Source organism: Shewanella sp. BJSY2023SW005, from assembly GCF_047314585.1.
GTDB lineage: Bacteria > Pseudomonadota > Gammaproteobacteria > Enterobacterales > Shewanellaceae > Shewanella > Shewanella algae.
In genome coordinates, this window is the sequence record NZ_JBKORJ010000017.1 from 14817 (window position 1) to 31471 (window position 16655).

4 protein-coding genes are annotated in these 16655 nt (G+C 58.2%); all 4 read right to left on the bottom strand.

The genetic code is table 11. The annotated features are described in order from the left end of the window. Window positions 1-14: 14 nt before the first annotated feature. The 4 genes from ACMHXI_RS03230 to ACMHXI_RS03245 are packed head-to-tail and all read right to left on the bottom strand — an operon-like array spanning window position 15 to window position 16410. Window positions 15-5873, bottom strand: coding sequence for a beta-ketoacyl synthase N-terminal-like domain-containing protein (locus ACMHXI_RS03230; protein WP_413733986.1), 5859 nt, complete (start codon window positions 5871-5873; stop codon window positions 15-17). A 15-nt stretch (window positions 5874-5888) separates the two neighbouring features. Beyond that, on the bottom strand, window positions 5889-8066 hold the full coding sequence (locus ACMHXI_RS03235) for a PfaB family protein (protein ID WP_413733988.1): 2178 nt from the start codon (window positions 8064-8066) through the stop codon (window positions 5889-5891). Further along, window positions 8063-15628 carry an SDR family NAD(P)-dependent oxidoreductase gene (locus ACMHXI_RS03240; RefSeq protein ID WP_413733990.1) on the bottom strand — a complete coding sequence of 2522 codons (7566 nt, stop codon included), beginning with the start codon at window positions 15626-15628 and terminating at the stop codon, window positions 8063-8065. Before ACMHXI_RS03240 ends, ACMHXI_RS03235 begins: the two co-directional genes overlap by 4 nt. Next, on the bottom strand, window positions 15625-16410 hold the full coding sequence (locus ACMHXI_RS03245) for a helix-turn-helix domain-containing protein (protein ID WP_071238239.1): 786 nt from the start codon (window positions 16408-16410) through the stop codon (window positions 15625-15627). The genes ACMHXI_RS03240 and ACMHXI_RS03245 overlap by 4 nt, the downstream gene beginning before the upstream one ends. Window positions 16411-16655: the final 245 nt, after the last annotated feature.

Sequence of the window (16655 nt, forward strand, 5' to 3'; positions counted from 1 at the left end):
TTTTGCCTGAGGGCTCAGGCTTCTTCAATGGCCAGAGCCAGATCTTTTATTTCATAAATTCGCAGGCCATCTTTGGCGAGCCAGGCATCGGCTGTCAGTGTGACTCTGTCCGGCGTATCTTCTATGGTTGTGATATGCAGCTCCAGCGACATCTGCCGGTTCAGGGGATTGATCTGACCGCGGTATTTCCACTGCACCTGACTCAGGCAATGGGTAAATCTTGGGTTATTGAATTGGCTCCCAAGCCCGGCGTCCAGGGCAAAGGCACTCAGGAGTTCCAGCATGGCTTCCACCCCGAGCGAGCCCGGCATCACAGGGTCCTGATGGAAATGGAAGCGGAAGAACCAGTCAGCGGCATCGATTTTGCGCTCGCCATAGATGTAGCCCAAGTTGGAATGGCCGCCTTGGCGGCAGATGCGGATAGAATCGACAAAGTTGAGTCGACCGCCCGGCAGGCGCAGGTGTTTTTGATCCCAAGAGCCATGATAGAGAGCGCAATCGGCGGCGCGAAGATCATAGCTCACATCGGCCTCAAGCCCTTGCTGTTTATCCCAGGGCTCGGTCACCTTGCCGTTATCCAGTCCCAACTGGTTTTTCAGCGCCTCGGCCTTGAAGTAACCAAATACTGCCTCGCCTTCATAGAAGGGTTCACCATCGGCGCTGAGCACAAAGCTGAAACTCTGGATGATGTTGGTGCCCGCCTTGACAGTGCTCAGCAGACGTGAGTCGTTGCTGATGGTCTTGCCACGCAGGTCAAGCCGGCGCAGCAGTGTGCCTTTACCGTCGAGGTTACGGAAGAAAAGCTCTGTGTCGCCATAGCCCAAGGTGGTGCCCATATAGCCGGAAATAAAACCGTTGGGCTGCAGCGCTATCTCCATCAAAATCGAGTAGGGCATATGCGCCGGGTGGCTGTTTTCACTGAAGTACCAAGCCTTGGGCGGCACTTCATATTCGCCGATACAGGAGGCCGGAGACTTGAAGTCGCCGCGCTTGCCAATCACCTGCGTCACCCTGGTGGTGAGCTGCAGATCGCCGCAGGGGGTGCGCGGTGGGATAAGCCCGCGGTAGGCGGCAAAGTCGGGGCCGAAGCAGTTCTCAATATCGCCGGTGGCGAACTCGAACATATGCCAGGGGGTAAAGGGCGCAGTATCGGGCGTGCGATTCGGGTAGTCCGGCGTTACTGGCGCCGTAACATGCCTGACCGGGAGCACGCCGTGAATGGGCTGAGAGTCCGGGCAGCTTTCATGGCTCATCAAGGGGGCATTGATGGACGCCTGGCGTCTGGCGTTCAGTGCCTCGTTAGCATTACTTTCCGAGGCGGCAACCTGTTGCGGCTTTCCGCCGTGCTCCTGGTCGCTATCATCGGCATACCTGTGGCAGTCTTCATCTTCTTTGAGCATGACGCCAAGATTCTGGAAGTCCACCACCACCTTGCCGTCGAGCAAGATCTCAATATTGGCCTTGGCCCAGGGGCTGGGTGTCAGTCCTATTTCGGTGACTTCCATCCGATAGGTGAGACGATTGGATTGCGGCTGTACCTGTCCGCGGCAACGTACCTTCTGCGGCGCACTTTCCAGTGGTTGGAAACGGCCATTGCGGGTGTGTTTGTGCAGGCCAAGATAGAGCATATAGAACTGCAGCAACTGACCGCAGCCCTCGGCCATCAAGGAACCGGCCATCACCTGATCGTCCTTGAAATGACAGGGGAAATACCAGTGATCCGGTTCCAGTTGCTTGTGCCCTTCAACCAGACCCAGCCCCCAGGCGCCGCCGCTTGGCTCGACTCTGCTGACCTCTTCGATCATCAGGAACTTTTCCGAGGCAAAACACAGCGAGGCTTGGCGGTAACCCAAGTCATGAGATGGGCCAAAGCAGGCGCCGATATCGCCGCTCAACAGTTGCCTCATTCGCTGATAATCAAATATCTGTTGTTTACAGTGGATCAAGGGCTGGAATTGGCGCTTGTTCGCCATCGCCAGGTTGCGGGCCTTGATCTCCTCTTCGGTGCGGATGACTCCCTTGCCATCGGCCAGCTCGGCATCGGTGAAGAAACCGGCGCAGCCGTTGTCCATTTTGAGGATCAGACGCTCGCCGACAAAACACTCGTAGGAGAAGAAAAACAGCAGGGTATCGCCGTTGCGGGCAAAGTGATTGATGGAGATGTCGTATCTCAAGGTATCACCGCCACGGGGCAGATCGCCGAGGAAGGTGAGGGTACAGTCGAGCAAACGGTAGACCCGCTCGCCCTTGTTCTCCAGATCTATGCCGAGATAGCTTATCAGCATCAAGTCACACTGGCCCGACTCCACGGCCACCGCCCAGGGGATCTGGCCATCGACCAGATAGGGGGCGTCCACGGGAATATCATACTCCGTGGTCATGGTGCTCGGCTTGTATTCGCCAAGACGGGCATTGAGTTTAGTCACCCTGGAGACCAGCAGATAATCTGTGGTGGGCAGTCGCACCCGGCGGCGGTAGCTGTCGATCACGGCATACTCGGGGCCGAATACCGGCGCTATGTCGCCCTCGGCGTATTGCACCAGATCCTGATAATTCCAGATGCAGGGTTTGTCCTTGGGCACTTGGGATGTCGCTTTTGGGGTAATGGTTTTGGCAACAGCTTCTGCAGCCGTTTGGACCGAGTCCTTGGGCGTGCGCGCTGGTAAAGGCGCTACTGAGGCGGAGCTCAGGTCTGCCGAGCGCTTGTCTTCTGGACCGATATTCTCAGCGCTTAAGCGGTTTTCGGCCGCAGTCCCGGCGCCCAAGAGGGCGCTGGCCAGTGCCAGTCCGGTTTCACGGCTCTTGAGGAAGGCCTGGTGCGCTTCACGTGCCAGCCGTTGATTATCTGCCAGTGCCTGCAGGTGCGCTTCGGTAGCGGCTTTATGGGGAGCGGCCGCAATTTTATCGCCGGGCATGGATTGTCTGAGAGCTGATGGGGCGTGCTGATTGTTCACCGGAGTGAGCTCCTTAGTCAGTTCACTGTTAACTTGTTGGCTGCTGCTGTGCATTGCAGGCGCTGCCTGGGCTTGAGTGTTCTTTGCCTGGGCAAGCTTTTGGCGAATGCCGGTCTCGTGTTTAAGCTCGGCGTTGGCGATATGCTGCTCTATGGTGTCACCGCCAAGGGTGATGGTTTGCCACAGCTGGCGGATATTGGCGCCGGCTATCTTTTGATTGGGCTTTTCACTGGCCCCTTGACTGTTCTCTTGACTGCTCTTTTTATTCTGTGTGCTCAGCGCCTGTTGCAGGTGCGCCTTTTGCTCCGCCGACTGTTGCAAAGTAACCGCGGCGCAGCGGCGCTCGCCATCTATCAGCAGGGTGTGGGAATCTTTATCCCTATCCTGGGTCAGGCGCAGCAGCGAGTGCAGCAAACTGGCCATCCCGGCGGCGGCAAAGCTGTGCCCCATACGCGAGACGGCGCTGTGGCTGGTGGCCGCGAGACGGCGAAAAGCCTTGATGCTGGGGCTGTGTTCATCTACCTCAGGCTGTGCGTCCCGGCAAAGTGCTTGCTCCCTTGAATCTGTCGCAGAGAGAGTCTCAGTAGCTGTTAATTCCACTGATGAAAACGGCTTGAAGCTCAGCTCTGTCAAGGCGCCGTAGCGGCCGCTTTGATGCGCAACTGACGGCGTCAGCACCAAGGCGCCGGCGCCTTCACCCGGTAACAGTCCAAGCTGTTGCAGACGCTTGCCAGAGTGCAATACCCGCTCGGCGCTGCCGGCAAGATCCACCGCGGCCACTACTACGGCGTCCAACGCCTCGGTGCGGCAGAGATTGGCGGCGACTTCCAACGCCCGGGGAACCGACAGCTCGGCGGCCGAAATACTGAAAGCCGGGCCGTTGAAATCCCATTGGGAGGCGACCCGGGAGGCCATGATGTTGCCTATATAGCTGGTGTATTGATTGAGGCTGGCGCTGGGCAGTACGCTGTCCATCGCCAAACGCTCGAGTTCGAGATACTCATCTTGGCTTAAGGTGATGCCGGCATCTTTAAGGCTCTGGCTAATCTGGCTATGCAGATTAACTCGGCCGCGGAACTGGTGCAGCTCAAGCTCGGTTTCCATGGCGACCAACACAGCCACCCGGCCACCCATGGGCAGATTGGCATCGCGAATCGCATCGTCGGCCACCTTGAGCAGCAGTAATTGCTGCGCCACCAGTCTATCCCCCGGATGGGGCGGCAGGCGGAATTTGAGAAAATCCAGTTCAAACTTGTCTATGTAGCCGCCATTGGGAGCCTGTTCAAGCCCCATGCTGGAGAGCAAAGAGCGGTTTCGCTCCAGGCCTTTCCAGCGTTTGGGGGGCAGGGCTCTGGTGGCCGTTTGCCCTTTGGCTATCAGCTTGGCAAGCGTCTCGAGCGAGTCGGCGGCGCCAAAATGCCCAGCGGCGCCCTCAATTGCCAGGCCCTCAGTGTCCTTGTGTTCAGCCGCTTCCGGCGAAGGTTTGGCTGGAATAAACTCTTTGGCAGCATCGGGTCCTGTGAGCAGCAAGTGGGCGTTACAGCCTCCGAATCCGAACACTGACACCCCGGCAACCGGGCCGGGATTGCCCGCTTTGGTCGGCCAGGGGATGGCGCTGCGCACCATATTGTGCTCGCCAAACACGCCGTTGGGCGAACTCAGCGGCGCGGATATTCTCACCGAAGCAGGTAACAGCTTGTGTTTCATCGACAGCAGCAACTTGATGATGCCTGCCATGCCGGCAGCGGTCAGCAAGTGGCTGAGGTTGGATTTGACCGAGCCGATTTTAGGCGCGGCACAGCCTTCCAGACGTGGGCCGAAAAACTGTTCCATGGAACTGAGTTCCACCTTGTCACCCAGAGGTGTACCCGTGGCGTGGCATTCAATCACCTCCACCTGGGATGGCGCGATATTTGCCGCCTCGGCGGCCCGTTCAAACGCCAGTACCTGGCCCTTGCTGGCGGGGCTTAAGACAAACTGGCCGCGACCATCGTTGGAAAGCCCTGTGCCTCTGACTATGCCGTGAATGGTATCGCCATCCCTTTGGGCATCGCTCAGGCGCTTGAGCACCAATACGCCGCAGCCTTCACCGGCAAACAGGCCGCCGGAACTGTTATCCAGCGGGGCGCTTTGGCCCGACTCGGGGAAGGCCTGGAAAATGGAAAAGCCCATATGGATAAAGAAGGGATCGGCGCCGCTGACGGCACCGGCCAACATCACATCGGCGCTGTGGTTGCTGAGATAGTCGCAGGCCAGGCGCAATGCATAGACTGAGCTGGCGCAGGCGGCATCCAGGCTCAGGCTGGGGCCGCCAAGGCCCAGGCAATCGCACAGCAGTTCAGAGCCCTGGGCGGCGATATCCGTATCCCAATGGCGAATGCCTGCATCTGCTGTCGTTTCCGCATCTATGGCTGACGCCAATGGCGGCATGCCGGGGAAACGGCGCCGCAGCGCCGTATCGACACTGTGATGATACAGCGGCAAAAAGGCCTTGTTGGAAGCTCGGGTAGGGAACGAAAGCGTGCCCATCACGGCGCCGCAGCGCGCCAAGTCGGAAGCGTTTTGTGCTGGGGTTAGCCCGGCGCTTTGCAGGGCCTTGCGGGCGCAATCGAGTGCCCACAACAGGTGCTGATCCCAGGTTTGGGCACCCGTTGCCATTTCATCCGCTGATCTGGCATAGCCCTCGGGCGAGAAGTTTAGCTGGCGAATATAACCGCCCTTATCACAATAGAAACGGTCGCTTTGGCCTTTTACGCCTTTATAATCGCTGACACTGGCGCCCAATTGGCTGTCATTCAGGGAGCTGATGGCATCCCGGCCTTCGCTGAGCAGTTGCCAGAAGGCGTCCAGATCCTCACAGCCCGGGAAGCGGGCGGCCATGCCAACTATGGCAATGGGCTCGGCTTGTTTACTTGTCACTCTGTTCTCACTTTCTCACGTCACTAAGTTATCGGGCCGGGCAAGCTGTGGATACAGTGCCGCTGTGGCCAGTGGGACCCTGTGGCTGATGAGTCGAGCCAGGGCCTTGAGTAATGCTTTGTTGTCGGCGGAGCCGCTATGTTTGCGATCGCAGCCAAAGGCCTTGATATCGCCGGAGAGCTGTTTTCCGGCCATCGCCTGAATAATGCTGCTGGTTTGGCTGTCGGCGCCGACCTCCAGAAACAGCTGCGCGCCATGTTTTCGGGCTCTTTGCAGCAGCGACTCCACATCGAGTGGCTGGCTGAAACAAGTCGCTATGGTTTCGGCTATCAGCTTGCGCTCAAGCCTGGCAGGTTTGAGCGGCTGCTCGCTGCCGGCGCTGATATAGACGGGCTGCGGCTGTTCAAGCTCACCCGAGAGTGGCCTGTCATAAAAGGCGGTCAATTCGGGCTTTACACGCAGGGCCGCCGGTGTGTGCATGGCGGTGACCCGGTTGGCGGCAACGCCGCGTTTGCCAAGGGCCTTTATCAGTGTCCGGCACTGAGCCTCATCCCCGGCCAGCACGCAGCTTGGCCCCTGACGTATGGCGAGGTAGACCCGTGAGTAAGCTGGGTTTTGCAATAATGGCGTGATGCTGTCGGCATCAATGCGCAGCAGAAAACTGTTCCAGCCGATGGCATCTCTGGCATCGAGTTGCCACTCCTGGCGCACGGCTGTGAGCGCGCCCGAGATCTGCTCTGAGAAAATCCGGCTTTCCAGCGTAGGTTTAACCAAAGCAAAAGGGTTGTCCCAGACGCCATTGGCGGCAAACATGGCCGCTTCGCCCATGGAGTAGCCGATGGCAAAGGCCGGGCGGAGCTTGAACTCACGCCGCAGTATCTGCGTCAGCAGCACACTGGCGCCGACCCCGGCAACGGCCTGCTCGGCGAGTGTCATTGTTGGCGCCGGACTGGGTGTGGCCTCTTCTTTATCGCTCAAGGCTGTTTCATTAGAAGCATCGCTCAAGGATGATGTATAAGAAATATCGCTCAAGGCTGCTGGCAGCAGGGTGGATAGGGCGACATTTTCGGCTGTTGCTGCGGCCTCAAAATCGGCATGACTGCGTGGAAAGGCCTGTTTTAAGGCGCCGAGCATGCCATGGTAAGCCGTGCCGACACCCGGGTAGACAAAGCAGAGGCGAGCAGGGCCCAGCGGCTGGGCGCAAAAAACGCTGCCATTTGGCGTAATAAGCTCAAGCTCTGGCACTTCGGCCAAAGACGTTATTTTCCGAAGCTGACCCAGGAGCAATTCGCTCTCGGCAATAAGCTCGGCGGCATCTCTGCCAATAAGCGCCAGCGAATAGTATTCGCCGCCCTCGGGCGCTGTGCCTGAAAAGCTCTGCTCCAGGGTTTTCAGTTCATCCGTCAGCCAGCGCGCCAGAGCATCTGCGCTCATCGATTGGCTCAGGCGACTTTTGGCCTGCTGCAGCGCAGTTTGCGCCTCACTGAGCAGAGTCTTTGGATTGGCAATCAAGGTCAGTGGCAAAAGCCAGGGTGCTCCTTGGGAGCAAAGGCCAGAGGTTGATTCTTTTCCAAAAGCCAAGCCGCTCACACAAGAGCTGCTCAGGGCTGTTTTATCACAAGAGCCGCTCAAGGCTGTGCCTTGGCTGAGGATCAGCGCCATAGCAGGGGAGCTGAAGACCAGCGCCAGAGACTTGCCTTGAAAAGGCAACCCCGCCATTTTCTGTACCTGGCGCCGCTTGGCAAATGCCTCCAGTTGCAGGCATAACTGCTCAAGCTGCAACGGTTGCTCCAGAAACAGAGTGTCCCTTTCCTCCACCTCCGGGCGTTTTGCCTGCTGCCAGGCCTGCTTAAGAAGCTGCTGCGGCTTGTGAGCGCCATGGCTTAAGGCCTGCAGCAAGGCTTGGGGATGCAGTCTTGCTTGCGCCGCATCGACTGCGCTTAGCAGCAATAGCCGCTGCTTTGATGGCAGCACCAGGCTCAGGCTTGCCCCGGCCTTGACCTCGGCCACCAGCCAAGGCCAGTCGGGAACCTGATTGCTATCAAACGCGATAGTGCGCAAGGCAGCCCTAAGCTTGGGCGCCAGGCTTTGCTCCTCTTCGACCAGGCACAGGGCCAGCCGCAGCGGCTTTTCGGTCGCAGACTCAGCTGGCTTTACTTCAATGTGAGGCATATGGCCTATCGCTTTGCTCAAGGCCTTTCTCTATTCCCTGTGGCGGCCTTGGCCGGTTCAAAGGCGGCATTGAGCCCCTTGCTAATGGTGACCTTGGCATTTCCCAGCCCGGTTTGCAGTTGGCCCTCGGCGTTGAACAGGGCCAGATCGGCGCTGAGCTGACGGCTGGAGTGCTTGGTCACCTGCAGGCGAATAAGGCCGGTGTCATTTTCAGGTAGCAGGGCGTTTTGCCAGAGCGCCGCCAGTGAGGAGGGCAGGCTGGCGGCATCGTATTTGAGCCGGGCCCAGATCAACATGGCCTGCAGCAGTGCGTCTTGCTGGATCAGGGCGCGATCTTCGCTCGATGCGGCATCCGGTAGCCGGTATCGGCAGCTAAGCCCTTGATCGTCAAACTGCAGCACCTCAGTAATGGCCTGCAGCTGCGGGCCATGGAACAGGGCGCCGCTGTGATAAAACTCACTGCCTTGACGCACTTGGGGCTCACCTTCGCCTACCTCAGTCATAGAAACATGTGCCAGCGGCTGACTGGCTTGCTGTGGCATTAACGGCTGCTGGATTAACGGAAGCAGGGTCGCCTGATACTGAGGCCGCTCATCACAGCTGATGCTCGCCTGCAGCTCGCCGTCGGCTCCCAGCGTCAGGCTGAGCTGCAATCGCTTTTCATCACTGTCAAATACCACGCCTTTGAGCAGCTTATAGTCCACGGCGCGCCAATCGCCGCCAAAGAGGCTCTGGGCACTTTGCAGCATCCACTGGAGCGCGCAGACAGTCGGCCATACCGGATTGCCGCCTATGCAGTGATCTTCCAGCAGCGCCAGCTCCTGGCGCTTGATGCTGCGACTCAGGGTTTGAGGGCTAGCTTGGGCTTCCTGCGCATCTGTGTGGTTCAGGCCTTGTTTGCCACCCGGGCCTTGCATGCTGGAGCCAATCAATAGCTGCGGCTCTGAGCGGGCCAGAATCGCCTCGGCAAACAGCTTGGCACCGGCTTCTCTTGGGATCACATAGACGCCGCGGGACTCAAACATCTGCTTCAGCGCCGCGTTGACCATACCGCCATCCCAGGGGCCCCAGTTGAAACTGATCACTCGGGTGGTCGGCAACTCATGATGCAGCCGATGAGCAGTTTTATTGAGAATTTCATTGGCCATGGCGTAGTCGCTCTGGCCTGTGTTGCCGTAGAAACCGGCGGCGGAGGAAAACAGCGCCAACAGTTTTAAGTGCTCGGCGGCCTTTTGGTTTGGCGCCAAGGCTCTGAGCAAGGCGGAGAGGCCGCCAACCTTGGTGCCTGTCACCAATTCGAGTTCGGCGAGGGTCTTGTCGGCGATGTGTTTATCGGCCAACACCCCGGCGCCGTGAATCAGCCCGCTGATAGGCGCCAATGCCTGAATGGGCGCCAGTGTGGACGCGACCGCATCCGGGTTACTGACATCCAGGCTCAGGTATTCGGCGCTGGCACCTATGGCCTCAAAGCGCTTGAGCGCCGCGTGAATCTCAAGCGCGTTGACCAGAGGTTTTATCAGGGCTTCCACTTCCTTGGGCGAGGGCTTTTGCCCCTTGGCCAATAGCGCGGTGATTGCGGCTGCTTTTAGCTGACCGCTCTCAAGCCCTTGGGCCCAATCGGGAAAGGCTTCCAATGCCAAGGCCTTGCTGCGACCGGCGAGAATAAAGTGACTGCCACTTTGGTGGGCCAGCGCCAGGGCACAGTCCAGGGTGACGCCTTTTGCGCCCCCGGTCACCAGTATTTTATCTGAACTATCGAGCCTGCATGGCGCCAGGCTTGTATCGGCAGCATTCTGGTCATCGGCCGAAGTCGCTACCAGGGTCACTCTGCCGGCGGCGCTTTTGCCCCACTCCAATGGATCCTGACTAGGGCTGTAGAGCGCATCCATGACTTGCGAGGCCAGCGCCGAGGCATCTAGCTCAGGAGCAAGATCCAACGCGCGGCAATGCACCTGAGGCCATTCCTGCGCCAGGGTCTTGGTTAAGCCAAACAGGGCGCTCTGATTCAATTCACAGGGCTGACCGCTGAAACCCAGCTGACCATCCATGCGCGCCACAGTGATAAAGGCGCGGCGGCCTTTTGTCGGCGTTTGCCAGGCTGGGCTCAAATGCTTGGCGAACAGGAAGCTCAGTTGTACCTGAGTCTTGGCCGTGATGTTGAGCGGCATCAACTCCTCGAGTTGTTCCCGCGGCAGTTGTGGCTGCAGATGGATATAGATGGCCACTTGCTGTTTGAGCCCGGCGATGAGCGCCTCGACTCCGGCATCATCATTGCTGGCCAGAGTCAGGATTGGCAGCTTGCTATCCAGCGCCGATTGCGAATCGGTTGCCGCCGGGCGCACCAGCGTGACACTGATGCCACTGTCGGTCAGTTTCTTGGCCAGGACACCGGCATTGTGGCCGTCATCGAGCAGCAGCGCACAGCTGTTCGCGGCAAACAGAGCCTCGGCGCTTGCGCCTGAGAATCTATCTGCCGCCGGCAGCTTTTTTAGGCTGACTCCCGAATGGGGCGGCAAGGCCACACTCGGCTGAGTGTTTGGCGTCTCATAGGTTTGGGTTAGCGGCTCGGCTGCATGCTCAGCGTTTGAACCGGCAAAACAATCTATGATCTGCCCCAGGGTGCGGCATTCGCTTAAGCTTGCGGCGTCCAGCTGTGGCAGCTCAGGCAGTTTGTCCTGCACTGTGCCGAGAATTTCCACCCGCTTGATGGAATCGATACCGAGATCGGCCTCCATATCCATCCCAAGCTCAAGCATTTCGGCCGGGTAGCCGGTCTTCTCAGCCACTACCTGAAGCATGATTGCCGTGACATCACTCTGATTTGAAATTGGCTCAGGCTGCACACCGGCGCTTTGCTGCAGATAGTCGACTATCTGCCCCAGGGTGCGACATTCACTTAAGGTGGCGGCATCCAATTGTGGCAGCTCAGGCAATTGGTCCTGTACTGTGCCGAGAATTTCCACCCGCTTGATGGAATCGATACCGAGGTCGGCCTCCATATCCATCCCCAGATCGAGCATTTCCGTGGGGTAGCCGGTCTTCTCAGCCACTACCTGCAGCATGATTGCCGTGACATCATTCTGATTTGCATGAGCAGTGTTTGATTGAGCCAGGAGTGGCTGAACACTGGCGTTCAATCCGGCGCTTTGCTGCAGATAGTCGACAATTTGCCCCAGGGTGCGGCATTCACTTAGAGTTGCGGCGTCCAGCGGCGGCAGCTCAGGCAATTCATCTTGTACTGTGCCCAAGATCTCCACCCGTTTGATGGAATCGATACCAAGATCGGCTTCCATATCCATCCCCAGCTCGAGCATTTCGGCCGGATAGCCGGTCTTGTCGGCCACTACCTGCAGCATCAGTGCCGTCACATCATTCTGATCTGCATGGGCCGTGCTTGACAGGGCGGGGCTCGGCTGAATTGGCTCAGGTTGAACGCTTGAATCCACACCGGCGCTTTGCTGCAGATAATCGACAATCTGCCCCAGGGTGCGGCATTCGCTTAGGGTGGCGGCGTCCAATTGTGGCAGCTCAGGCAAGGCATCCTGCACTGTGCCGAGAATTTCCACCCGCTTGATGGAATCGATACCGAGATCGGCCTCCATATCCATCCCCAGCTCGAGCATTTCGGCCGGATAGCCGGTCTTGTCCGCCACTACCTGCAGCATCAGTGCCGTGACATCATTCTGATTTGCATGAGCTGTGTTTGATTGAGCTGCGTTTGATTGAGCCAGGGGTGGCTGAACACTGGCGTTCACACCGGCGCTTAGCTGCAGATAAGCGACAATCTGCCCCAGGGTGCGGCATTCACTCAAGGTTGCGGCATCCAATTGTGGCAGCTCAGGCAAGGCATCCTGCACTGTGCCGAGAATTTCCACCCGCTTGATGGAGTCGATACCGAGATCGGCCTCCATATCCATCCCCAGCTCGAGCATTTCTGTGGGGTAGCCGGTTTTGTCGGCCACCACTTGCAACATCAGCTCTTCGACACCTGTGCTTGGCTTGGCTGTGGTTACGGCTACTGCTGGGGCTGGAGCTTGAGGCCGGCTTTGTAGCACTTGGCTGGGTTGCTGTGGCGTGCTTGCTGCTTTGACTGGCGTTGCGGCGTGAGTTAAAGGCGCTGCAGCCTGGACGGGCATAGACACTGCTACTGCTTGGGCCTGCTCTATCTTGGGCAATACAGCATTGGTCAACACAGAATTTGGTAACACAGCACCGCCCTGAAGTTGTTGCAACAACTGCTGGGCGCCGAGATTTTGCGACTGAATAAAGTCGTTGTGGATCTTTAAAGTCTCGGCCTGGTGCTGGTGGAACATGGCCAGGGTCTGATTGAGGCTGTCAGGAATCGCTTTGCCGGCCGTCGCCAGTTTTACTTGCTCTGCGAGCAGTTGCTGCACACTGTTGCCATATTGCAGTGGGATATTCAGAAACTGCTGATGCAGCTCGGCCAACTGTTGCTGGGCGCTGAAAAACTGCTGTAATCCGCTGCCGCTGTTTGCTGGGAGGCCGTTTGCAGCTTGTGGCGCTGTAGCTTGGCTCGGTTGACTCGGGTTCTGGCTTGCGACCGCTACTGGGATCTCGACTATTTTTTCCACGACTTTCTCGACTATTTTTGTCTGTTGACTGACCCGGCCCTCTTTGAGTGAGGCCGCCATCTTTCGGGCGGTCGCCGGGCTGATATAGTTACTGGCACCGAGCTTGATAGTCATCGGTGAGGCCTTGTGTTTGGCCTGGGTTTGTACGGCGCGATAGGCATCGGGATCTGTCAGAGGCAGGCCCGCCAATGCCAGGCTGATAAGGGCTTGCTTCAGCTCAGTGTCGGCGGCCAGTGAATCGATACAGCTTGGGCTGTCCAGCGACAGGAACAGGCATTCGGCGGCGCGATCGCCCAAGGTGGCTTGTGCCAACTTGGCCAGGGTGTTTTTCGGGCCAAACTCGACAAATATTCTGGCGCCGTCCCGGTACATGCTCTCTATCTGCTCACTGAAGCGCACCTGCTTGAGCATATGCTGCTCCAGGTTGGCTCTGAGGCTTTCGGCATCCTGTGCCAGCTTGTCTCCTGTGGCATTGACATACAGAGGCGTTTTCGCATCGCTCAAGCCCTGGCGGGCAATCGCCTCGGCAAAGGGTTGCTGCGCATGGGCCACCAGCGGAGTGTGGAAGGCCCCGGATACCGGCAGCGCTATGGCGCGCAAACCTGCCTCGTTCAGCTTGAGGTTGAGCCGGGCCACCGCTTCACTCGCGCCGGCAATCACAAGCTGAACCGGGCTGTTGATATTGGCTATCTGCACCTCGGGTTCAGTCTGCAGCAGTTGCTCGAGAGTATTGCGCTCTGCGGCCGAAGGCAGAATAACGGCGCTCATGGCGCCCGGGTCTTTATCCTCGGGGACGCTGGCCATGGCATCGCCTCTGGCGAAGGCCAGCGCGTAATAGCTCTCACGGCTCAAGGCACCAGCGGCGCGCAGTGCCGACAGCTCACCAAAGCTGTGACCGGCCAGCATATCCGCCTGGAATCCGGCCTGGCAAAGCAGAGTAAACTGCCCCATGCCGAGGGCGCCGATGGCGCTTTGGGCAAAGCGGGTATTGGCCAGTGCCAGTTCATCCTCTTTGCTGGCCTGGGGCGTGAATTTGGCTATCGGGAACACCCGCGCCGACAAGGGGCCCATGCCGTACTTGTCGGCTATGCCCTGGCGGGAGAATTCACTGTCGGCGGCGGCAAATTCGGCGCGAAGCTCGGGATAGAGCTGGGTTAGCCCAGAGCCCATCTGCAGATACTGACTGCCTTGACCGGCAAACAGGGCGGCGGTCTTGGCCTCAGTCAAAGGCGCGCTGCGGTACTCGATTCCCTGATGTTGCCAACGGGTTTGCGGCTGTTCTTCAGCCGTGCTTTGCAGCTTGTTCAAGGCCTGTTGCAGTTTTTGCTGCAGCTCTATGGTGTCGCAGGCAAGCAGTCCCAGCCTGGGGCCTTGTACCTGAGTCTGGCTGCCGAGGCGATAGGGCGCGCACAGGGTTTCAAGGTCGCCATGGGCATCTGAGTTCAGCGTCTTGAACAGAGCGCTTATCTCTTGCTCCAGCGCCGGTTTGTCCGGAGCGCAGAACAGCAGTGGCAAAGGCGTGCGTCTCAGGCGAGCGGGTTGCTTGGGTAATTCGGGGCTGTGCTCTTCCAATACCAGGTGGAAGTTGGTGCCACCAAAGCCAAAGGAGCTGACGGCGGCGCGCCTCGGCGTACCGTCGGTTCTTGGCATCCAAGGGCGGGTTTGAGTGTTGAGATAGAAGGGCGATTGCTCCACTGCCATCTTGGGATTGGGCTGCTTTACATTGATGGTGGGCGGCAACACCTTGTGGTGCAGCGCCAAAGCCGCCTTGATCACCCCGGCAGTGCCGGCGGTCGACTTGGTATGGCCCACCTGGGACTTGATTGAACCCAGCGCAATGTGCTGCAGCTCAGGATTATCCTGGCTCATTACGGCGTTGAGGCCGCTGAATTCGGCCACATCACCGGCGGCCGTACCTGTGCCGTGAGCTTCCATCAGGCCCAGAGTATGGGGCGGGAACCCGGCATCATCGTAGGCCCGCCGCAGTGCCTTGGCCTGGCCCTCTGGGCGCGGCGCGTAAATGCTCTTGAACTTGCCGTCGCTGGAGGCGCCAACCCCTTTGATCACCGCATAGATGCGGTCACCGTCGCGCTCGGCATCATCCAGGCGTTTTAGCGCCACCATGCCTATGCCTTCGCCTATCATCATGCCGCGGGAGTCGGCGTCGAACGGCTTTATCTGCTCGTCGCTGGTAAAGGCCGGGGTCTTGGAGAAGCTCATGTACATATAGGCGGAGTTGTCGGTGCAGACGCCTCCGGTGAGCATCATATCGCTGCGGCCTTCGGTCAGTTCGGTGAGCGCCATCCGCATTGCCGCCAGCGAGCCGGCACAGGCGGCATCGACCACACAGTTCATGCCGCCGAGATCGAAACGGTTGGCAATCCGACCGGCGATAACATTGCCGAGTGACCCAGGGAAGGAGTTTTCCTCCCAATGTATATATTGATCCTGGAACTTGCGGATCAGCATTTCGCTGTCCTGCTCACTGACGCCACTCTCGCGGAACACCTTTTTCAGCACAGGGTATTGCAGCCTGGCATTGAGGCTTTGGCTGATTTTCTGGCCACCGCCAATCCCCAAGGTGATGCCGATGCGGTCGCGATCATAGTCCGAGCCTTCATGGATACCTGCATCCTCCAACACCTCTTTGGCTACCACCAGCGACAGCAGCTGCGAGGTGTCGGTCAGTTCGAGGATATTGGGCGGCAGACCAAACTCCATCGGGTTGAAATCCACTTCCGGGATAAAGCCGCCGCGCTTGCAGTAACTCTTGTCGGCGGCTTTCTTGTCGGGGTCAAAATAGTCTGCCACTTGCCAGCGGTCGGCGGGCACTTGGGTGATGGCATCTATCTTGTCGCAGATCAGATCCCAAAACTGGTTCAGATAACGGCTGCCGGCAAACAGGCTCGCCATGCCGACTATGGCAATCGGTGTGTCTTTCAGCCTTTTGTTGAGGCGTTTGTCTATCTGAGAGGCTTGTTCATGGCTCATTGAGCATCTCCATTGGTGGCTGCAAGTTGCGGCCTGGGTTTGCGCCCTGCCTTGGCGGCAGCGGGAAACCTGGATTGGAAAATATGATAGTTGCGTACCAGCAAGCGGCGCAGTGCAAACGGGGCACGCTTGAGGACGTAGGCTATGTAGCGGTCGGCGGCGTGGGTGTCGTCATCCTGATAGATGTCGACATAGACCCAGCCGCTGACGGGATCCATCCCTATGAGTACCGAATGGGTCTGTTGGCCAATGGGAATACTCATGGCTTCGACCTGAACCACAGTGTGTTCATCGGTACTGGGCAGCATCAACGCATCGGCGAGCGTTTGGCTGTTGAGGGTGTAGGTTTGCATCTCACTGCCACTGTAGACCGGCAGCTTATTGAAGTGTTTTGGCGGTAGCGAGTGCGCAGCATCAATATTGTCGAGCCGGGATGCGCCGTGGCGTTTCAGACAGCGGGCCAGCCCGGAGCGCGAAACATGGGGATTGATAAACTCTTGGGTGACTTGCAACAGCCTGTCCAATGGCAGCTTGAGCTGCCAACGCAGTCCGACAACCACATATTCCTGAATATCGCTCAGGGTAGTATTCAAATGATGCGGGGTATGGGATTGATCCTGGGTCGACTCGCGTTTACGCCACTTGCGAACGGTTGCTTCACTGATATTCAGTAACCGTGCCAGTTGGCTGACATTGAGCTCCGACTCCTGGATAAAGCGGCGCATTTCCGGGGTGGTGGTGGCATTACGATGACGCCGTTTTCCGGTTTGAGTTTGCTTCATAATCAGCTGGGACTGGGCCCTTGGGCTTCCTTTCTCGCCTGTCTGCCATGGTTGCAAACTTCCACAATACTGAGCGTCAGGCTGTTATTTCAGTAACAGGTGAAGCAGATTACCAGTGCCTGTTGCTCGATACAATCATCTGGGACTGAAAATCCTGCTTTTGTTTTAAAGCACTCACTCGCAAATGAGTCTGGAATGGCTTGTTGTTGATTTGTTTTTAAATTGATATAAATTGGTTGTTTTGG

Coding starts and splice junctions, on each gene's coding strand:
- ACMHXI_RS03240 (WP_413733990.1), bottom strand. CDS start 15,628: ATGAGCCATGAACAAGCCTCTCAGATAGACAAACGCCTCAACAAAAGG.
- ACMHXI_RS03245 (WP_071238239.1), bottom strand. CDS start 16,410: ATGAAGCAAACTCAAACCGGAAAACGGCGTCATCGTAATGCCACCACC.